The organism is Amycolatopsis thailandensis (genome assembly GCF_002234405.1).
Classification (GTDB): Bacteria; Actinomycetota; Actinomycetes; order Mycobacteriales; family Pseudonocardiaceae; genus Amycolatopsis; species Amycolatopsis thailandensis.
Genome location: NZ_NMQT01000028.1, coordinates 1 through 18,646 on the forward strand (window position 1 = coordinate 1; position 18,646 = coordinate 18,646).

Consider the following 18,646-nt stretch of genomic DNA (forward strand, 5'->3'; position numbering starts at 1 on the left):
GCGCGGGCTCGGGACGGCGGACGGGCTCGGCCACGACCGGGATCGACGGCGGGGTCGGCGGCTCCGGGTCACGACGTGGTTCAGGGCGCGGCTCGGGACGCGGTTCCGGCCTCGGCAAGGAGGCCGACTGCTGCGGCTTGGGGCGCAGCCGGTCCTGGAAGTCGTCCTTCCTGGGGAACGCGGCGCTCAGGTCGGAGACCGGGCGCTCCTGCGTCCACGACGGCTTCCACTCGCCGGTGGCCTCCATCGGCTCCGCCGCGGCGGCGGGCTTGTTCGCGGGCGCCGGCGTGCCACCGGCCGGGCGGGATCGCTCGACCGGCTTCATGCCCGGCCGGGTCAGGCCGAGCTCGCGGTTCGGCCGCGGACGGTCCGGCTCGACCTTCTTGACCGGCTTCGCCTGCGCGGCGGGCTTCACCGGCGGCGTCTGCGTGCGGGTCGGCTCGTCCGGCCGCGGGGCGGGCGGACGCTGTACGGTGCCCGCGTCGAGGCGCTGCTGCAACGAAGCCTGCTGCGGGCGGCGAGGCGGTTCGGCGCGCTGGGGCTCCGGACGCGGCGGCTCAGGACGCTGTGCCTCAGGGCGCTGGGCTTCGGGACGCTGTGTTTCCGGGCGCTGTGCATCAGGGCGTTGGGGCTGCCGGGCGACGGTGGGCATCGACGGCTGCGAGACCTCGGCGCGCGAGATGCCCGGCATCGACGGGCGGGACACCTCGGCCGGGGTCACCGGCGGCGGGGTCTTGCGCCGTTCGTCGACCCTCGGCATCGGCCGGGAGATCTCGGCGGGCGACATCCCGGGGTTGGACATTTCGAGCCGCTCGCGACGGGCGGCTTCGGCGGCGAGGGCCTCGGCGGCCTTCGAAGCGCGGGCGTCCGCCTTGCGCATGCTGCGGCGCGTCGATTCGTCGGCAGGCTTCGGCCGCTGGACCTGACTGCTCTGGCCGTACCCGCCTGCGCCGTTGACCTGGCCGTTCGCCGGTTTGCGGCGGGCGGCGGGCGGGGTCCCGGCTCGGGCGGCCACGGGTTCGAGGACGCGGTCGATCATCTCGGTCGGGCGTTCGCGCTCGCGTTCACGCTCGTCGACGTCGATCGTGGTGCTGCTCTTGGCCGCCATCAGCTGGGGCTTGCCGTTGCCGTTCTCGGCCCCCGCGCTCATCAGCTGCTTGTTGTCGAGGGACCGCATCCGGGTGGCCTGCGCGGTGAGCGCGACGCGTTCGAGAAGGACCTCGCCGCCGAAGAGCGACTGGAGGCTTTCACGCAAGGCGCTCACCTCGGCTCTGAGCGCTTCGAGCTCGTCGTGAGAGCGGGTCTCGGCGGCCTGCCGGTTCTCCGCTTCCATCTCCAGCTCGAACTCGCGGCGGGCGGCGATCTCGCGTTCCAGTTCCAGCTCGTAGACGGCCTGCGCCTCGGCGACGGCGTCCTCGCTGTGGGAAACGTGTTTCCGGTAGCGGACGGCCAGGAACGCACCGATCAAGGCGGCCCACAGCGCCGCGACGATCCCCAGCCGCAAGTAGCGGAGGTCGTCGGAAAGCACCAATGCGAGAGTCGCGCCGACGGCGAGAACCAAGCCGACGACAAGCCACGGCCTACCCGCAAGGCGGCCGCGCGAGTCGTCACCCACCCCGGTCATGCCCAACACCGTACCTTCTAGTAATCCGAACGAGACCTAGTCGGTACTTCGAGCGGTGCCTCTCGAGCGTTAACCGGTCGGCTCGGGATCGCGGTCCCGATCACTGCCTTCGGGGGTCCGGCAGCAGTGTTCGAGCCACAAAGCCGCAGCTACCAGTGCCACCGAGCTGACGATCCCCACCGTCGCCGAGCGGAGATCACCGGCGGCCGCGAGGAGTTCGTCACGTCGCGGAAAAAGATACGCGAAAGCCGCCAGCCAGACGCCCGTCATGGCGGATCCGGCGAGAGAAGAGGCCTTCGCGAGGGCCACCGATCGGGCGACCGAGATCGCGGACAGCACCCGGCCCTCCTTGATCCGCGAACGGATGATGAAGGCGAGCACGACCTCGCAAAGCGCGAGGACGAGCAACGTGATCCCGGCGAAGAGCGGGAGCGCGGGAATGGATCCGTAGGCGACCTGGAAGACGAGATAGGCCAGGACCAAGCCCAGGAGGCCGGCCACCGCCAGCTCGCGTGGCCGGGTGAAGTGCATGGTCCAACGCTACCTGGCAGGCTTGACTCTCCACCAACTGGAGAGTCGACGATGAAGCACATGGGCACCGCAGCGGTCTTCACCATCGGGGAGCTGGCCAAACGAACCGGCCTGCCGGTGAAGACCATCCGCTTCTACTCCGACGAAGGGCTCCTGCCGCCGACAGACCGCACCGATTCCGGCTACCGCCTCTACGACGCCACCGCGATGGCGCGCCTGGAGCTGGTCCGGACGCTGCGGGAGCTCGGACTGGGGCTCGCGGACGTGGAACGGGCGCTGACCAGGGAAGCGACCATCGGGGACCTCGCGGTCCAACACGTCGCCGCCCTGGACGAGCAGATCCGGCGGCTGGAACTGCGCCGCGCGGTCCTGCGAGCGGTGGCCAAACGGGACTCGCCACTGGAGGAGGTCGAACTGATGAACAAACTCGCGTCGATGTCGGACGAAGACCGCAAACGCTTGCTCGACGAGTTCTGGGCGGACATGGTCGAGGGGCTCGAACTGGATCCGCAGTTCTACGAGCGGATGATCTCGGCGAAACCGGAACTGCCCGACGACCCGACGCCCGAGCAGCTGGAGGCGTGGATCGAGTTCGCCGAGCTCGTGCAGGACGACGAGTTCCGCGCGTCGATCCGCCGGATGAGCGAGTGGCACTCGCAGCTGAGGAAGCAGGACGGGGCGGACTTCGGCTCGAAGCAGCAGGAGCTGTGGATGGCGTGGAGCGCGAAGGCGTCCGAAGCACTTGAAGCCGGCCTCGCGCCGGACTCGCCTGAAGGCCGGGAACTGGCGGAGACCATCTTCACGCAGTCTTCGCGGAACGGGCGGGACCCGGCCGACCCGGCCTGGCGGAAGCGGCTGACCGATGGGATGGCGATCAGCTCCGACCCGCGCGCCGAGCGGTACTGGCTCCTGCTGGGGAAGATGAACGGCTGGCCGTCGTTCCCCTCGCAGATGCCGCAGGCGGAGTGGATCATCGCCGCCCTGCGCTCCGCGCTGGAGTAGCAAGGGACCTTTGCTATCGCCCCGCCCCGCCGTCGTTTCGTCCTCTGGATGCGGTAGTTGGTGGTGCGAACTACCGCATCCAGAGGACGAAATGCGAGAGGTCAGGCGAGGGCGAGGGAGGTCAGCCGGACGGAATCGCGGTCCGAGGCGGGGCGGGCGGCGAGGAGGTCGGCGATCCGACCGTGGCCGGGGAGCACCGCGGCGGGCTCGATCTCCAGCCAGGGGATCAGCACGCTCGCGCGCTCCGGCGTGCCGGGATGGGGAAGCAGCAACTGGGGGTCGTCGGAGCGGACCCCGGCCACGGTCACTATGTCGACATCCAGCGTGCGCGGCCCCCACCGGACCTCGCGCACGCGTTCGGCGGCCTGCTCGGTGGCCTGCCCGGTGCGCAGCCAGTCCCAGTGATCGCGCGCCGGGTCGTCGACCAGGACGACGGCGTTGAGGAAGTCCGGCTGGTCCTCGACACCCCACGCCTTCGTCTCGTAGACCGACGACACCGCGACGACCGCCGGGCGCACGGCGTCGACGGCCGACTGAAGGAACGCGAGCCGGTCCCCCAGGTTCGACCCGAGCGAAAGCAGCGCGCGGCTCATCGCTCCCGCCGCACACTCACGGCGACGTCGTCGAAGTTCAGCGGGATCGGCGCGGACGGCTTGTGCACCGTCACCTCGACGGCGGTCAGCCGCTCGTCGCGCAGCACCTCGTCGGCGATCTTCCCGGCGACGCTCTCGATGAGGTCGTACGGCTCGCCCGCCACGATCCCGGCGGCGAGCTCCGCCAGTTCGCCATAGTGCAGCGTCTTGGTCAGGTCGTCGGACGCGGCGGCCGGACCGAGGTCCAGCCACACCACGATGTCGACGACGAACTCCTGCCCGTCGCGCTTCTCGTGGTCGAAGACCCCGTGCCTGCCGAAGACCCTCAAGCCGGTCAACGTGATCCGGTCAGACAACGGGACTCCCCTTCCGCCAAGCCGCCGCGACGGTCACGGCGTCGATACTCGCGCCGACCTCGTGCACCCGGACCCCCCACGCGCCTGCCGCGGCGGCGAGCGCGGACACGGCCGCGGTCGCGTTCTCACGACCGTCCGGCGGGGCGGGTTTTCCGTCCTTTCCGGACAGGAGGCGTCCCAGGAACCGTTTGCGCGAGGCGCCGACGAGAACCGGGAAACCCAGGGACAGGAAGGAATCCAGGCCGTTCAGCAGCGCCCAGTCGTGCTCGGCGTTCTTCGCGAACCCGAGCCCCGGGTCGAGCACGATCGCGCCGGCGTCGACACCGGCGGCGACGGCTTCGTCCACTCGGGACAGCAGTTCGGCGCGCACATCGGCGACGACGTCCTCATAGGACGCCAGCGCGTTCATGTCCTTGCTGTGCCCGCGCCAGTGCATCAGCACATACGGGACACCGGTCTCGGCGGCGACCTTCGCCATGTTCGGATCGGCCAGCCCACCGGACACGTCGTTGATGACGGACGCTCCCGCCTCGACGGCGGCGAGCGCGACCTCGGCCCGCGTGGTGTCCACCGACATCGCGACACCGTCGGCGGCGAGTGAGCGGATCACCGGCATGATCCGGGAATTCTCGGTTTCGGCGTCCACCCGGGACGCTCCCGGCCGCGTCGACTCCCCGCCGACGTCGATCAGGTCCGCGCCGCGCGCCCACATCTCGTGCGCGTGCTCCAGCGCCTGCTCGACGCCGAGGTACCGGCCGCCGTCGGAAAAGGAATCGGGCGTGACGTTGAGGATGCCCATCACGGCGCACCGGCCGGGCCGGGGCAGGGCGGTCATCGGCGGCCCTTGATCAGGTCCAGCGCCTCCGCCCGCGAGGACGCCGAAGACTGCAGCAGCCCGCGCACGGCCGACGTCGTCGTCCGGGCGCCGGGTTTGCGGATGCCTCGCATGGCCATGCAGAGGTGCTCGGCCTCGACCACGACGATCGCACCGCGGGGCGCGAGTTTGCGCATGAGCGCGTCGGCCACCTGTGAGGTCAGGCGCTCCTGGACCTGCGGGCGCTTGGCGTAGAGGTCGACGAGGCGGGCCAGTTTGGACAGGCCGGTGACCTTGCCGTGGCCGTTCGGGATGTAGCCGACGTGGGCGACACCGTGGAAGGGGACCAAATGATGTTCACAGTTGTGCGTCAAGTGCCCGGCGATCAGGAAGGTCGGGTGGGGCTCGCATTTGAAGCTGTACACCGTGTAAGGCTTGGTTCCCGTGGCCTTCACCGGCCGGACGGACTCCACCTCGACGTACTCCGACTCGATGAGATCCGTGGAGTAGTCGTCTTGTGGGAAGCCGTGTCGCCGGAACCAGCCGTCGGCGATGTAGAGGTGAGAAGCGATCCCGCCGCTCTTCGGAGTAAAGCGTGCCCCGATGACCGTGGCCAGATCTTCCAGGAAGGGGATGTTCGCGCTGACGATGGTGCGGCCCGCGATCTTCTTGTGCCGGAAGCCGTCCCCGTCCACATACCCGTCGAGAAATCCGTTGAACGTGCTCAAGTCGTTGAGCACGACCATCGGGAACCGCTGCCGCTGGTGGTGCGCGTCGCCGCCGACATACTGGCGCATCAGATCCGCCAGGAACGACGAGACGACTCGCACCCGGAATCCCGGCACATCACGTCCTAGGTAACCCGACGGTCGTGTGACCGGTTCGAGCTTCGCCTCGATTCCGAAGGCACTGTAAAGCGACTCGGCGTACTTCTTCGCGAAGTCTCGGTCGTTCACCACTAGCGAGACATAGCGCTCAGCGACAGTCCCATCCGAACAGACGGTGCCGATCACATAGCCGAAGTCGTACCCGAACACCGGCTTCCACCGATCCCGGCTGAGCTTGCGCGCGTGAGTCCACTCGATGAACGAGCCTTCGACGTCCTTGGCTTCCATCCATCCCTTCGGCGTCGCCAAAGGATGGTCGGGTGTGACCTTGAAGCTTCCGCCTGAGGTCTTGACCTCCACCAGGTCGCGAGTCTGATGCGAGCTGATCTCGGTCACCGTGGTCTCTTCGACCTGGCCGCCTGCGAGAGTCCACAGCTTGTCGCCGACTTCGACCTCGGCGGCCTGTTTACGGCCACCGACAGCGTTCACTGTCTGCTTGCTGGGCACGCAAGTTGAAAACATCGGGATGTCCGTCACGAGGACGAGTTCTTCATGCGCCTCGTCGAACGTGCGGTCCAGGACGTGGTCCGGCTCGGTGTAGAGACCGGCGAACATTTCCCGGTAAGCGCGAGCGACCCGGGCCGGGGTCTCCAAGAGACCGTCCCGGTCCGGGTCCTCACCACAGGCGAGCAGGAGTTCGCGTACGGCTTTCTCGGCCCGATCCTGGTCGAAGACCGGGCCTTGGCCGTTACCGCTTGGTGTCGTCCTGTCCGTCGTCACGCCGTTGCTGTCCTTCGTCCTGCTGACCGCCGGGCTGGTCAGGGAACCAGCCTTCACGCGGGCGGTCTTCGGCGGGACGCCAGGGCTGGTTCGGCTGGCCGCCCGGCTGGGTCGCCGGGGTCCATCCGGGAGGAGCCCCGTAGTTCGGCGGGCCGCCGACGGGACCGCCCTGGTAACCACCTGCCGGACCGCCCGGCTGCTGCCCACCATATGCCTGGGGCCAGTGGCCGGTGCCGTTCGGCCCACCGTTCGGGCGGCCCCCGTTGGGGTAGGCGCCCGGCTGCGGCGGAGCGTACGGGTTCGCGTTCGGGTCCGGCGGCGGGACCGGGGCACCGTACGGCGGGCCACCGGGAAGGTCGCCACCGCCCTGCGCGGTACCGACCGGGGTCGGCGCCGGCTGGAGCACCGGCTGCTCCTTCTTCTCCTCCGGCGGCGGCCACGGCTCGCCGCGCTCCATCGCCAGCTCGCCGGGGGTCTTGATCGGCGGCTTGTCGGACGGCTTGCGGTCGCCGAACTCGTTGAAGATGGTGATGTGCGGGCGCTTCTCGACGGTCGCGAAGATCCGCTCGAGATCCTTACGGGTCAGCGTCTCCTTCTCGAGGAGCTCGATGACCAGCTCGTCCAGCACGTCACGGTAGGTGCTCAGCACGTGCCACGCCTCGGTGTGCGCGGTCTCGATGAGCTTGCGCACCTCCTCGTCGATCTCGTGCGCGACTTCCAGCGAGTAGTCCGCCTGGCGGCCCGCCGAGCGGCCGAGGAACGGATCGCCCTGCTCCTGGCCGTACTTGACCGCGCCGAGCCGGGCGCTCATGCCGTATTCGGTGACCATCGCGCGGGCGATCTTGGTCGCCTGCTCGATGTCGGAGGAGGCACCGGTGGTGGGCTCGTGGAAGACGAGCTCCTCCGCCGTGCGGCCACCCATCGCGAAGACCAGGCGGCCGATCATCTCCGAACGGGTCATCAACTCCTTGTCGTCCTCCGGGACGAGCAGGGCGTGACCGCCGGTGCGCCCGCGCGGCAGGATCGTCAGCTTGTAGACCGGCTCGATGTCCGGCATCGCCCACGCGGCCAGCGCGTGCCCGCCCTCGTGGTAGGCCGTGATCTTCTTCTCCTTCTCGGAGATGATCCGGCTCTTGCGGGCGGGGCCGCCGACGACGCGGTCGACGGACTCCTCCAGGGCGGCGTCGGTGATGACGTGCCCGTTCTGGCGGGCGGTGAGCAGCGCGGCCTCGTTGAGCACGTTCGCCAGGTCGGCGCCGGACATGCCGACGGTCCGCTTGGCGAGGCTGCTCAGGTCGGTGCCCTGCGCGATCGGCTTGCCCTTGGCGTGCACCTCGAGGATCGCCTTGCGGCCGCGCATGTCCGGTGCGGACACCGGGATCTGGCGGTCGAACCGGCCGGGACGCAGGAGCGCCGGGTCGAGGATGTCGGGACGGTTGGTCGCGGCGATCAGGATGATGCCGCCGCGCGCGTCGAAGCCGTCCATCTCGACGAGGAGCTGGTTCAGCGTCTGCTCGCGTTCGTCGTGGCCGCCGCCGAGGCCGGCGCCGCGCTGGCGGCCGACCGCGTCGATCTCGTCGACGAAGATGATGCAGGGCGCGTTCTGCTTGGCCTGCTCGAACAGGTCGCGGACTCGCGAGGCACCGACACCGACGAACATCTCGACGAAGTCGGAACCGGAGATCGTGTAGAACGGCACGCCCGCCTCGCCGGCGACGGCTCGCGCGAGCAGCGTCTTACCGGTGCCGGGCGGCCCGTAGAGCAGGACGCCCTTGGGGATCTTCGCGCCGAGCGCCTGATAGCGCGCCGGGTTCTGCAGGAAGTCCTTGATCTCGTACAGCTCTTCGACGGCCTCGTCGGCGCCCGCGACGTCCCCGAAGGTCGTCTTGGGCATGTCCTTGTTGAGCTGCTTGGCCTTCGACTTGCCGAAGTTGAGGACGCGGTTCCCGCCGCCCTGGGCGTTGTTCATCATCCACATCAGCAGGCCCAGCACCAGCGCCAGCGGAATGGCGAAGATCAGGATCTGGGTGAGGACGTTCTGCTGGGTGACCTTGGTGGTGAACTTGACCGGGTTGTCACCGCTCTTGAGGCCGATGAGCTGGCCGTAGATGGTGCCCGCGACGTTCGCCGGGTACTGCGCGATGATCTGGTCGACCTGCTGGCCGTCGACCTCGATCTTCTTGTTCAGCAGCAGCTTGACCTGCTGCTCCTTGTCCTCTTGCGAGGCTTCCTTGACGTTGTTCGCGGTGATCTGCTGGTTCGCGACCGAGATCGGCACCTGGGTGTAGCCACGATCACTGTCGAAGATCGTGTTGTATGCGAGAAACGCCAGTACCGCCGCGAGAATCCAGAGCACTGGGTTCCTGAGCACGCTCTTCCGGTTCATACGACTCGGCCCTGGTGGCCTCGACCCTTCCTGGTTGGGCGGCTTCCTGTGATACCCGCCATCACGATCTTGACGACCCATGGTGCTCCGACACCCGCCCCTCAGGATACCGCCCGCCTGGACGGACGAGGGTGGTGAGCCTCTCGGACGTCAACGGCGGACGCCGCGCGAGGGTTCCCGGAGCGCGACCCTAGCGTGTGTCGACCGCCACACCGGCGGCCATTTCGCCCAGGCGCATGCGGAGTGTCTTGACGTCGGCGGGTGAGACGGTGACCCACTCGCGACCGTCCGGACCGGCCTGTGACGTGCTGAGGTAGCGGCCGCTGGAGGTGTCGAACCAGCCGAGGACCCGGGAGCGCTGCTTGGCGCCCACGTGGGACCGGCTGTTCGCGGCGAGCTGACCGCCGCGCAGCCGCGGCTGGCCGGTGAGCTTGCCGAACGCCTCGCGCGGATCCGCGGTGATGCGTTCACTGAGCGAGACGCGGGACTTCTCCTTGCGGCGGGTCTTCGCCGCTTCGGGCTCCTCGGCCTGCTTCGTCGGGTTGACGGCGCCGCGGATCGGCTCGGTGCGGCGGGCATCGTCGATCGGCAGCGTGATGGAGGCCTCCGAACCGCGCTGCCCCGGGGGCAGCAGGTCGACGACCGCTGTCGGGAGCCCGTCGGCGGGCGCTTCGCGCAGCCAGATCCCGGACTGGTCCTGGATGGCGATCACCCCGTCGCGGCCGTCGGTGGCGCCGAGCACGGCGATCGTCGGGGCCTGGAATTCGGGGATGTGCAGCGCGTCGATGGTCAGTGAGCCGCGGGCGAGGAGATATAGCCAGTCCTCGATGCGCCGCTCGAGCCGTCCCCTGCCATCGCGGAGGCCGCGGGCCTGGAGTTCGCCGTCGACGCGCTGGCGCAGCGCCCGGCGTTCGAGCTCTGTCGCGCCGTGCGAACGCACGCGCAGCGGATACGGCAGGTCACCGAGCTCGGCGGACTCCCAGAGGAAGTCGAACGCCAGCGGCGTGAAGTGTTCCTGGTGCATTGGTTCGTGCCCTCCCGGCACCTTGGCTTCTGGACCTCGGGACGCCCAGAGGGTTCACGATAGCGAAGGGGTACGACAGTCGTCGGCCGGATGCGGGAAGTGACACTCGCGGGACGGCAAGGCGACCGAGACGGGTCTCCCCAAGGGCGCCCCGCGCCCGGCGGAGACTTCACCGTCGCGCGCCCTCTTTTGGGCCGAAGGCCCACGGAAATTCGTTGAAGGGGCGCCCTCGCTCTCAACCCGAGTTGGTAGCGGCTCTGCGCCCCTTCGGCGAGTTTCCGTCAGCGCGCGACAGAAGATTCAGCCGCGATCTTCCCCAGCATCTCCGTGAGCCGGTGCCGCAAAGTCGCCGGATCCGCGGGCGCGATGGTGATCCAGTCGCGGCCGTCGGAGCCGCGGGTGGCTTGGGTGAAGTACCGGCCGGACTGCGTGTCGAACCAGCTCAGCACCGAAGACCGGCTCCGCGTGCCGTGCTTGCTGCGCGCGTTGGCGCCGAACTGCCCACCGCGAAGCCGCGGCTGCGCCTGGAGCCGCGAAAGGGCTTTGCGGTCCTCGTCGGACGTCGCCGAGCCGTCGACCTGCGGCTGGCGGCGCTGCAGGAAGTCCGCGCCCGAAGCGCCGACGAGACCGTCCAGCGGGAGGGTGATCGACTTCTCCGTGCCGCGCGAACCCGGCGGCAGGAGGGAGACGATCGCGCTCGCGAGGCCGTCCGGGGCGATCGGATGGAAGTGGAAACCGCGCTGGTCCTGCACCGTCAGGAGGCCTTGGCCGCCGAGCAGCGACGCGACCGCGAGCAGCGGTTCGGTGTTGGGGTTGTTGAGCTGGACGCAGTCCAGGCTCAAATCAGGCAGCGCGAGAACGCCGAAATAGTCCTCGATGTGGGGTTCGGGACGCCCGCGCTCGTCGGCGAGACGGCGCTGGTTCAGCGACTGGAGCGTCTGCGTCCGCAGCGCGCCGCGCTCGTCCATGGTCGCCCCGTGCGAACGGAGCCGCAGCGGGTACGGCAGCTCGCCGGCGTTCGCGCTCTCCCACAGGAAGTCCAGCTCGACCGCGGTGAGCAGTTCACCGTTCGCCATCTTCCGCCCCTAGTGTCTATTGGTGAACCCGCGTCCGCGATCGGCGTCGGCAGGACGCCGCCTGGTCATCTGCCTCACGACCGCGGGCAGGGCGTCCTGCCACCGCGATAGCGGGGCCTTCGGCCGGGGCGGGTTCACGCGTTGTCGCCTTTTCGGCGTCCGACTTCAGCTCCGCCGACAGGCTCGCACAAGTCAGCGGGCGCGCGGCCGGTGATCGGCCGCGCGCCCGGTGAAAACAGCTCTAGCGATCGTCGTCTTCGGTCCAGGCACCGATGACCGGCGGCGGGGTCGCCTCGTTGGCGCCGAAGGCGTCGTCCGGGTCCGGCTCGATGAGGAACGACGCGTGCGTGTGCTCCTCTTCCTGCTCGGCCTGCGCACCGTGGGCGCCCATGCCCATGCCGCCCATGCCCTGCATCGGCGGGGTCGGGCCGCCACCGATGGTGCCGCTGGAGGACACGATGCCCTGCTGCGGCACGGCCTGGGACGCGGCGCTCTGCGCGGGCGCGGCGTTGTCCGTCGCCGCGGCGCCGGTGCTGTCGGAGTCCTTGGCACCGGACTTGTTGCCCTGTCCGAGCGCCTTGGCACCGGCGTAGCCGAGGCCGCCGCCGAGACCGGCCGCGGTGAGCGCCTGGCCGAGTCCACTGCCGCCGCTCGCCGCCGGGGCCTGCGGGGCGATCGGGGCACCGGTACCGGACGCGACACCGGCGCCCGGCGCGACACCCGAAGCCGGGAGGTTCCCGGTGGCGGGGTTGTAGCCGGCCTGCGAGAACACGCCCGAATCCGGACCGGCGTGGACGACCGGAGCCGCGCCATTGCCCTGCGGGCCGCCGTAGCCGTGCGTGCCGGCGAAACCCGGGGTGCCGGAGACGGCGCCCGGGTTGAGACCGCCGCCACCGACGTTGCCGACACCGCTGAAGCCGACGTTGGTGTGCGTGGCCGTCGGCTTCATGCCGAGGGAATCGGGGCCGAAGCTCGGCGTCGAGCTGTCGACCTCACTCATTTCCTTGGTGTAGGCCTCGAGGAACCTGGCCTGCTCCGCCCGCACTTCCTTGTCCTGGTCGGCGAGGGGCTTCTGGTCGGTGATCATGCCGACCGGGCCCGCCGCGAGGGCGGCGCCCATCGCGCCTTCAGGGGTGTAGTTGGTCGGCTTCGGCATCAGCTTGACCTTGGTGGCCGCGTCGGCCTGCTTCTGCAGCCTGTCCGCCATCGTGTTCGCGGCCTCGGAGGCCTGCGAACCCGAGTTCGCGATGGCGACCAGCGACCCCTGCGCGGCCGCCGCGCCCTGGCCGATCCAGGCGGAGCCCAGTTCGGAGATCGCGTTGTAGAGGTCGTTCGACGCCTGGCTCAGCTTGGTGCCGTGCGAGGTCCACGACTGGCCGATCGACGTCGCGGTGCTCGGGTCGTTGCCGATGTTGGCCTGGTTCCACAGGTCCTGGCTGCTCGGGGCGCTCTCCCAGTTCGGCGGGTTCGTGATGGCGCGGTCCGCGCCGATGTCGAATCCGTCCGAACGCCCGCGGGCGCTGGAGACGATCCCCGCGGCCTGCGAGTTGTCGCCGAGCTGGACCGGGGTGCCGCTGGTGTTGCTCTCGCCGTAAGAGTCGGCGCTGTGCTTCGGTGGCATGGCTTTCTGACTCCCCCTCAGACGTTCCGGAACGGCTCGGCCGCGGCCTGGTCGATCTCGTGGTAACGGGCCATCGCGGTGACGATGCCGGACTCGGCCGCCTCGTACTGCTGGTAAAGGTTCTGGAGGGCGGCGGTGTACGAGTCACCGCCACCGTCGGCGCGGTTCGCGACCTTCGCGGCGATGGCGTTGCCCACCGGGTTGTTGCCCAGCTTCGGCGCCTGCCCGAGGTCACCGGCACTGTGGAGCAGCGCCTCGACGGCGTCCTTGCCGGTGCGGATCTTGTTCAGTGCGGTCTGGGCCGCGTCCGGGTCGATCCCGACCTGGCCCTGGGCCGCGGCGTTCTTGAACGCGTTCGCGTCCGCCAAGCTGCTGTTCCCCATCTGAGCTCTCTCCGTTTCCCCCGGGCCAGGCCACGACGGATTCGTGGCAAAGGTCTTCGCATAGGTTAACGCACCTGATCGCAGCCTATGACGCGTTCACCACGCTCAGGGTTCCGTATTTCCGCACGAGCGGGCAAGCGGTTCTCAGGACGTGTAGACGTGCGGGTCCAGGGTGCCGATGTAAGGCAGGTCCCGGTAACGCTCCGCGTAGTCCAGGCCGTATCCGACTACGAATTCGTTGGGGATGTCGAACCCGATGTACTTGACCGGTACATCGACCTTGACCGCCTCCGGCTTGCGCAGAAGAGAGACGACCTCGAGCGAGGCCGGGTTGCGGCTCGCGAGGTTCTTCAGCAGCCAGGACAGCGTGAGCCCGGAGTCGACGATGTCCTCGACGATGAGCACGTCGCGGCCTGCGATGTCGCGGTCGAGGTCCTTCAGGATCCGCACCACGCCGGACGACGACGTCGCCGAGCCGTAGGAGGAGACCGCCATGAACTCGAGCTGCGAAGGAAGAGGGAGTGCCCTGGCGAAGTCGGTCATGAACATCACCGCGCCCTTGAGCACGCCGACGAGCAGGAGGTCTCCCTGCCCGGAGCCGGGGCCGTCGGCCGGATAGTCCGCGGCGACCTTGGCGGCCAGCTCGGCGATCTTGTCGTTGATCTGCTGCTCGGTGACGAGCACGGAGGCGATCTCGCCTTCGTACACAGGACGATCCCCTCTAGGTGGTGGACTGGGGTGCTTCGAGGGAGAGCCTGCCATGCGCCCGTGCGGCCACCAAGTCGCCGGGTAGCCAAACGCCCCCCTGACCCCGCCAATTGCCCACCAGCGCGTCGATCGAACGCAGATGGGCGTCGGTGAGTTCACGGACGCCGGAGTCCAGCAGCCACCTGCGGAGGACACGTCGCCGCAGCGCGGGCGGCTCGGTGGCGAGCACCGCGACGTCGAGCCCTTCCTCGGTGAAGGCGCGCAAGTAGACCTCACCCGCGAGTGTGTCCAACGCCTCGGTGTCCTCGCGCAGTTGCGCCGCCGTGCGGGCGAGCGAAGCAGCGACACCGCCTGCCAGCACATCCTCCAGAAGGGGCAGTACTTCCGTTCTCAACCGGACACGGGTGAACCGCGGGTCCTCGTTGTGCGGGTCCTGCCACGGGTCGACGCCGAGCGCCCGGCAGGCCTTCCGGGTGGTGGCGCGCGTGACGCCGAGCAACGGCCGTCCCCACGGCGGATCGTGCGGCCGCATACCGGCCAGCGAACGCGGTCCCGAACCCCGGCCGAGGCCGAGCAGGACGGTTTCGGCCTGGTCGTCGAGGGTGTGACCGAGCAGGACGAGGCCGTGCCCGCTGTCGAGTGCCGAACGCAAGGCGCCGTAACGGGCCCGGCGGGCCGCCGCTTCCGGTCCGCCCGCGCCCTCGACCCGCACCTTCAGGACTTCGGCGCTGTGGACGCCCAGTTCCCGCGCCGTGTCCGCGGCCAGGGCGGCGGTCTCGGCGGAACCGTCCTGGAGACCGTGGTCGACGACGAGCGCCCGCACCTTCAGCCCGGCGCGGGTCCCGGTGAACGCGGCCGCCTCGGCCAGCGCGAGCGAATCCGCGCCGCCGGAGACGGCGACGCACACCTCTTCGAAAGCACCGGCCGACGTGAGGAAGTCCCGCACGGCCGTGCGTACGGCCGCGATCGCCGGATCCGGTCCGCTCACCCGTGCAGGCGCCGCACCCAGGCCGCCGGATCGGTGATCTCGGCGCGGGTCGGCAGCGTGTTCGGCGACGTCCAGACGGCGTTGAAACCGTCCATGCCGACAGCCTCGACGACGTGTTTCGTGAACTTCGCGCCCTGCTCGTACTGGCGCATCTTCGCGTCCACGCCGAGCAGGCTGCGCAGCACGCGGTCGATCAGGCCGCCGCCCTTGCGCCGCGCGGTGAACCGCGAACGGATCAGCTCGACACTCGGCACGACCCGCGGCCCGACGGCGTCCATCACGAAGTCGGCGTGCCCCTCCAGCAGGGTGGAGAGGGCGAGCAGCCGATCGAACACGGCGCGTTCGCTCGGCGACTGGAGGAGTTCGGCGAGACCGGCGCCGCCCGTCTTGCCCTTGCCGATCTGCTTGATGGTGTCCGGCAGGCGGCCGACCAGATCGCTCAGCCCGTCCGCGTCCCGGCCGGCGAGCCCGCCGATCAGGCGCTCGACCTCGTCGGCGAAGTAGTCGCGCAGCCAGGTGACCGCGGTGAACTGCAACCGGTGGGTGCATTCGTGCAGGCAGACCCAGAGCCGGAAATCGTGCCCCGGCACGTCCATCGCCCGCTGGGCGGCGACCACGTTCGGCGCGACGAGCACGAGCTGCCCCTGGCGTTCCGGCCCGCCGAACGGGTCGTACTGGCCGAGGACGCGGGAAGCCAGGAACGCGAGCACCAGACCGGTCTGGACGCCGGCGCCACCGGCCAGCACGGGTGCCAGCGGCCCGCCCTGCGCCTCCGGCAGCGCGCGGCCGGTGAGCGCGTCGAGCCCGGAGGCGGCCGAGCGGACCCAGCCGGGCCTGTCGACGACTTCGGCGGGCAGCAGCGGCAGGTCGAAGCCTAGTCCGGTCAGCTCGCGGACGTGGCCCTCCGCCTCGATGGTCAGGTCGCGTAGCTCGGCGACGGCTTCGTCGGCCTCTTCGCGGTCGACGACCGGACCGCCGCGCACCAGGAGCGCGCCCGTCGAGGCGGCCAGGGACCAGTCGACCATCGAACGCGTCTTGGTCGGCGTTTCCTCAGTCACTCTTATGACGCTACCCGCTGGAAGGCCGAATTCCGCCCTGACTTCCTCACGCTCCGATTCCGGTCGCTCACCGGAATCACCGGCAGCCGCATTTGTGCAGGGTCGCCGCGACGACGTCGAGCGCGGCCCGGCCCTTGTTCTGGTCCGAACCGGACGACATCAGCGCGAACACCAGCATCCGGCCGTCGGTGTCCAGCACCACGCCCGCCAGGGTGTTCACGCCGGACAGCGTCCCGGTCTTGCCGCGCACCCAGCCGCGGCCCGCCGCCGAAGCCGGGTCGCCGTAGCGCTTCTCCAGCGTCCCGCTGCCGCCCGCGACGGGAAGACCGGCCAGCAGCGGCCGCAGTTTCGCCGTCCTCGGGTCCTTGCCGTCCGGCGCCGCCGCGACCGCGAGGATCTCGCTGAGCACCTTGGCCGGGATCTTGTTCTGGTCGGACAGCCCGCTGCCGTCGTTGATCTGGACGCCGGTCAGGTCGAACCCGGCTTCCTTGAGCACGTTCATCGTCGCGGTCGCGCCGCCGGTGAACGATGCTTCGCCGCCCTTCGCGAGCGCGATCTGGCGGGCGAGGACGTCGGCCATCAGGTTGTCCGAAAGCTGCAGCAGCGAGTTGGCGAACTCGGTGAGCGGCTGCGACTTGACCTCGCCGAGCACCTTCGCGTCCTTCGGCGCCGTCGTCGTGCCGCCGGCCTGGGCTTCGAGCTTCCCCGCGATCTTCTGGGTCAGCGCGGCGGCCGGGTTCGCGACGCGGGGCGCGTGGTCGTTCTTCGGGTCGTTGCGGCCGCCGTCGGCCATCACGGGGAGGACCGGCGCCATGTAGGTGTTCCCGGCGGCGGTGTCCTCCGGGTCCCAGCCCTTCGCGGACGTCGGGCCCTTGAACACGCTGATGTCCAGCTGGACCTTGGTGATCTTGCCGCCGCTCGCCTTCTTGACCTGGGCGACGAGGTCGTCGACGTGGGCGGCTCCCGGGTACAGCGGCGAGTCGGTGCCCAGCGGCAGCGAGGTCAGCGAGGGATCGCCGCCCGCGACGAGGATGGCCGTGGACGGGTCGGCGCCCTGGACGACCTTCGTGGAGATCTGCGTCCCGTGGTCCATCGACAGCAACGCGGCCGCGACGACGAGGATCTTCGTGGTCGACGCCGGGGTCAGCGGGGTGCCGGAGTTCTTGTCCCAGAGCACGTCGCCGGTCGACGCGTCCACCACGGTGCCGGTGAGCGTGCCGAGGTCCGGGGCGCCGGCGGGGCCGGACAGGGCGGCCGCGAGACCTTCCTTCGTCGGCGCGACACCGTTGATGTCCGGCCCGTGCAGGACCCGGGTGACCCCGGCGGGTTTGGGGATGTCGCCCTTCGGCGCGTTCGGCGCCCAGGGCAGGCCGAGCCGGTTCGACACCTTCGGCATCGCGGCGGCGCCGCCCATCCCGGCCAGCAGCAGGACGACGACCAGGGTCGTGATCAGCAGAGCCTTGCGTTTGCGCTTCGGCTTCGGCGCGGGTGCCGCCTCGGTCTCGGCGGACGGGGGCTTCTGGGAAGGCGGCTCGGGCCGCTGGATGCCGACGGTGGCCTCGGAGTCGAAGCGCTCTTCGGCGGGCTCGATGCGGACCGGGCGCGCGTGCATGGTCGCGGACGGGACCGGCGCGGGCGGCGGCGGCTCGATCCGGCTCTGCTCGGGACGGCGAGGCGGCTGGGGCTCCTGGAGCGGGGGTTCCGGCTGCTGGGGTTCCTGGAGCGAGGGCTCCGGCCGCGGCTCGGGTCTCGCCAGCTCGTGATCACGCGTGGGCGTCGCGGCGCCCCGGTCGAACTGATCCCAGTCCGGTTTGTCTGTTTGCTGCGGCCGGACAGGCTGGACGAAGACGGTTTTCGGCGCCTCGGGCTCCGGCTCGACCGGAGTCACCGGCTCGAAGGCGGACCACTTCGGTGTGGGGGTCTCCGGGACGTCCGGCTCTTCCTCGACTTCGACGACCGGCTGGAACCAGGAATCACTTTCGGGTGTGACCTTCGGCACTGCCAGCTCTTCGGTCTTGCCGTTCGCCAGCCCCGACATGGGCAGCCAGACGGTGGCCTCGCTCTGCCCCTTCGTGCCCTTGGGCTCGACGGATGAGGTGTCCTTGTCGTCCGACGGCCAGCTCGGGACATCGTTTTCCGGCACGTAACGCTCCTTCATCCACCGTCCGGGGAAGGGGCCAAGCTCACATACGACCACATCGATGCGACCGCCCGAGCCCCCGTGGTCCACACTAGTGAAGACAAGACGATGATTTCGGTGAGCCGTCCGCGAGGCGGGGCGTACCAAAGACGAGAGCAGCGAGGCCGGCGTGGAATTCGACGTCACTATCGAAATCCCCAAGGGGGAGCGCAACAAGTACGAGGTGGACCACAAGACCGGTCGGATCAAACTCGACCGGACCTTGTTCACGGCCACCCAGTACCCCGCCGACTACGGGTTCATCGACGACACCCTCGGCCAGGACGGCGACCCGCTCGACGTGCTGGTGCTCGTCCAGGAACCGACCTTCCCGGGCTGCCTGATCCGCTGCCGCGCGATCGGCATGTTCCGGATGACCGACGAGAAGGGCCCGGACGACAAGGTCCTCGCGGTCCCGACGAACGACCCGCGCCTCGAGCACCTGCGGGACATCCACCACCTGAACGAGTTCCACAAGCTCGAGATCCAGCACTTCTTCGAGGTGTACAAGGATCTGGAGCCGGGCAAGAGCGTCGAGGGTTCGACCTGGGTCGGGCGTACCGACGCCGAGGCCGAGATCAAGCGTTCGTACGAGCGTGAGACCGACCGGCTGGCCAAAGAGGCCGTCGACGGTCCGTCGCACTAGTACTCAGAGCTGAAGGGGCCCTTCACCGCGTGTCGTGCGGTGAAGGGCCC

16 protein-coding genes and 2 pseudogenes are annotated in these 18,646 nt (G+C 69.7%); 2 read left to right on the top strand and 16 right to left on the bottom strand.

The annotated features are described in order from the left end of the window. Positions 1-1,624, bottom strand: a 1,624-nt coding sequence (locus tag CFP71_RS08665; protein WP_143267054.1) for a DUF6779 domain-containing protein, incomplete at its 3' end; no start/stop codon positions are given. A 69-nt stretch (positions 1,625-1,693) separates the two neighbouring features. After that, positions 1,694-2,155, bottom strand: a complete 462-nt coding sequence (locus CFP71_RS08670) for a DUF3180 domain-containing protein (RefSeq protein WP_005168043.1) — start codon at positions 2,153-2,155, stop codon at positions 1,694-1,696. A 60-nt stretch (positions 2,156-2,215) separates the two neighbouring features. Here CFP71_RS08670 and CFP71_RS08675 point away from each other — a divergent pair, with 60 nt between their 5' ends. Continuing rightward, entirely contained in the window at positions 2,216-3,157 is a 942-nt protein-coding gene (locus CFP71_RS08675) for a MerR family transcriptional regulator (protein WP_093933316.1), read from the top strand. Between the two features lie 101 nt (positions 3,158-3,258). On the opposite strand, the gene folK is transcribed toward CFP71_RS08675, so the two are convergent. From folK to dacB, 14 genes and pseudogenes are all read right to left on the bottom strand, one after another. Further along, positions 3,259-3,750, bottom strand: a complete 492-nt coding sequence (gene folK / locus CFP71_RS08680; protein WP_093933317.1) for a 2-amino-4-hydroxy-6-hydroxymethyldihydropteridine diphosphokinase — start codon at positions 3,748-3,750, stop codon at positions 3,259-3,261. Continuing rightward, positions 3,747-4,106, bottom strand: coding sequence for a dihydroneopterin aldolase (folB, locus tag CFP71_RS08685; RefSeq protein ID WP_093933318.1), 360 nt, complete (start codon positions 4,104-4,106; stop codon positions 3,747-3,749). Before folB ends, folK begins: the two co-directional genes overlap by 4 nt. Continuing rightward, positions 4,099-4,941 (bottom strand): dihydropteroate synthase, encoded by an 843-nt coding sequence (gene folP / locus CFP71_RS08690; RefSeq protein ID WP_167406048.1) that lies wholly within the window; start codon positions 4,939-4,941, stop codon positions 4,099-4,101. Before folP ends, folB begins: the two co-directional genes overlap by 8 nt. Continuing rightward, positions 4,938-5,282: pseudogene (folE, locus tag CFP71_RS08695) on the bottom strand (GTP cyclohydrolase I); the annotation flags it as partial. The pseudogene folE and the gene folP, both read right to left, overlap by 4 nt. A 972-nt stretch (positions 5,283-6,254) precedes the next feature. Continuing rightward, a pseudogene (locus CFP71_RS08705) lies at positions 6,255-6,527 on the bottom strand (GTP cyclohydrolase I); the annotation flags it as partial. Continuing rightward, positions 6,496-8,913 carry an ATP-dependent zinc metalloprotease FtsH gene (gene ftsH / locus CFP71_RS08710; RefSeq protein ID WP_093933319.1) on the bottom strand — a complete coding sequence of 806 codons (2,418 nt, stop codon included), beginning with the start codon at positions 8,911-8,913 and terminating at the stop codon, positions 6,496-6,498. The pseudogene CFP71_RS08705 and the gene ftsH, both read right to left, overlap by 32 nt. Positions 8,914-9,103: 190 nt before the next feature. Further along, the gene (locus CFP71_RS08715) at positions 9,104-9,937 is read right to left on the bottom strand and encodes an ESX secretion-associated protein EspG (protein ID WP_093933320.1); all 834 of its coding nucleotides are present in this window, start codon (positions 9,935-9,937) and stop codon (positions 9,104-9,106) included. Positions 9,938-10,218: 281 nt separating this feature from the next. Next, positions 10,219-11,013, bottom strand: a complete 795-nt coding sequence (locus tag CFP71_RS08720) for an ESX secretion-associated protein EspG (RefSeq protein WP_093933321.1) — start codon at positions 11,011-11,013, stop codon at positions 10,219-10,221. 241 nt (positions 11,014-11,254) lie between these two features. After that, on the bottom strand, positions 11,255-12,634 hold the full coding sequence (locus tag CFP71_RS08725; protein WP_093933322.1) for a WXG100 family type VII secretion target: 1,380 nt from the start codon (positions 12,632-12,634) through the stop codon (positions 11,255-11,257). A gap of 17 nt (positions 12,635-12,651) precedes the next feature. Beyond that, positions 12,652-13,017, bottom strand: a complete 366-nt coding sequence (locus CFP71_RS08730) for a hypothetical protein (RefSeq protein WP_038520899.1) — start codon at positions 13,015-13,017, stop codon at positions 12,652-12,654. A gap of 144 nt (positions 13,018-13,161) precedes the next feature. Then, complete coding sequence (gene hpt, locus CFP71_RS08735; RefSeq protein WP_093933323.1) at positions 13,162-13,725, bottom strand: hypoxanthine phosphoribosyltransferase; 564 nt, start codon at positions 13,723-13,725, stop codon at positions 13,162-13,164. Positions 13,726-13,738: 13 nt separating this feature from the next. After that, positions 13,739-14,713, bottom strand: coding sequence for a tRNA lysidine(34) synthetase TilS (gene tilS / locus CFP71_RS08740; RefSeq protein WP_093933324.1), 975 nt, complete (start codon positions 14,711-14,713; stop codon positions 13,739-13,741). Further along, complete coding sequence (locus CFP71_RS08745; protein ID WP_093933325.1) at positions 14,710-15,738, bottom strand: zinc-dependent metalloprotease; 1,029 nt, start codon at positions 15,736-15,738, stop codon at positions 14,710-14,712. Before CFP71_RS08745 ends, tilS begins: the two co-directional genes overlap by 4 nt. 109 nt (positions 15,739-15,847) lie before the next feature. Further along, positions 15,848-17,929, bottom strand: coding sequence for a D-alanyl-D-alanine carboxypeptidase/D-alanyl-D-alanine endopeptidase (dacB, locus tag CFP71_RS08750; RefSeq protein ID WP_093933326.1), 2,082 nt, complete (start codon positions 17,927-17,929; stop codon positions 15,848-15,850). A gap of 151 nt (positions 17,930-18,080) precedes the next feature. Here dacB and CFP71_RS08755 point away from each other — a divergent pair, with 151 nt between their 5' ends. Then, a complete protein-coding gene (locus tag CFP71_RS08755; RefSeq protein WP_020632071.1) occupies positions 18,081-18,596 on the top strand; it encodes an inorganic diphosphatase in 516 nt (171 codons plus the stop codon). Positions 18,597-18,646: the final 50 nt, after the last annotated feature.

What these genes read in the sequence shown, in the direction of transcription:
- CFP71_RS08675 (WP_093933316.1), top strand. Translation starts at nt 2,216, where the DNA reads ATGGGCACCGCAGCGGTCTTCACCATCGGGGAGCTGGCCAAACGAACC.
- CFP71_RS08730 (WP_038520899.1), bottom strand. Translation starts at nt 13,017, where the DNA reads ATGGGGAACAGCAGCTTGGCGGACGCGAACGCGTTCAAGAACGCCGCG.
- dacB (WP_093933326.1), bottom strand. Translation starts at nt 17,929, where the DNA reads ATGAAGGAGCGTTACGTGCCGGAAAACGATGTCCCGAGCTGGCCGTCG.
- CFP71_RS08745 (WP_093933325.1), bottom strand. Translation starts at nt 15,738, where the DNA reads ATGGTCGACTGGTCCCTGGCCGCCTCGACGGGCGCGCTCCTGGTGCGC.
- folK (WP_093933317.1), bottom strand. Translation starts at nt 3,750, where the DNA reads ATGAGCCGCGCGCTGCTTTCGCTCGGGTCGAACCTGGGGGACCGGCTC.
- folP (WP_167406048.1), bottom strand. Translation starts at nt 4,941, where the DNA reads ATGACCGCCCTGCCCCGGCCCGGCCGGTGCGCCGTGATGGGCATCCTC.
- CFP71_RS08715 (WP_093933320.1), bottom strand. Translation starts at nt 9,937, where the DNA reads ATGCACCAGGAACACTTCACGCCGCTGGCGTTCGACTTCCTCTGGGAG.
- CFP71_RS08720 (WP_093933321.1), bottom strand. Translation starts at nt 11,013, where the DNA reads ATGGCGAACGGTGAACTGCTCACCGCGGTCGAGCTGGACTTCCTGTGG.
- CFP71_RS08670 (WP_005168043.1), bottom strand. Translation starts at nt 2,155, where the DNA reads ATGCACTTCACCCGGCCACGCGAGCTGGCGGTGGCCGGCCTCCTGGGC.
- CFP71_RS08725 (WP_093933322.1), bottom strand. Translation starts at nt 12,634, where the DNA reads ATGCCACCGAAGCACAGCGCCGACTCTTACGGCGAGAGCAACACCAGC.
- ftsH (WP_093933319.1), bottom strand. Translation starts at nt 8,913, where the DNA reads ATGAACCGGAAGAGCGTGCTCAGGAACCCAGTGCTCTGGATTCTCGCG.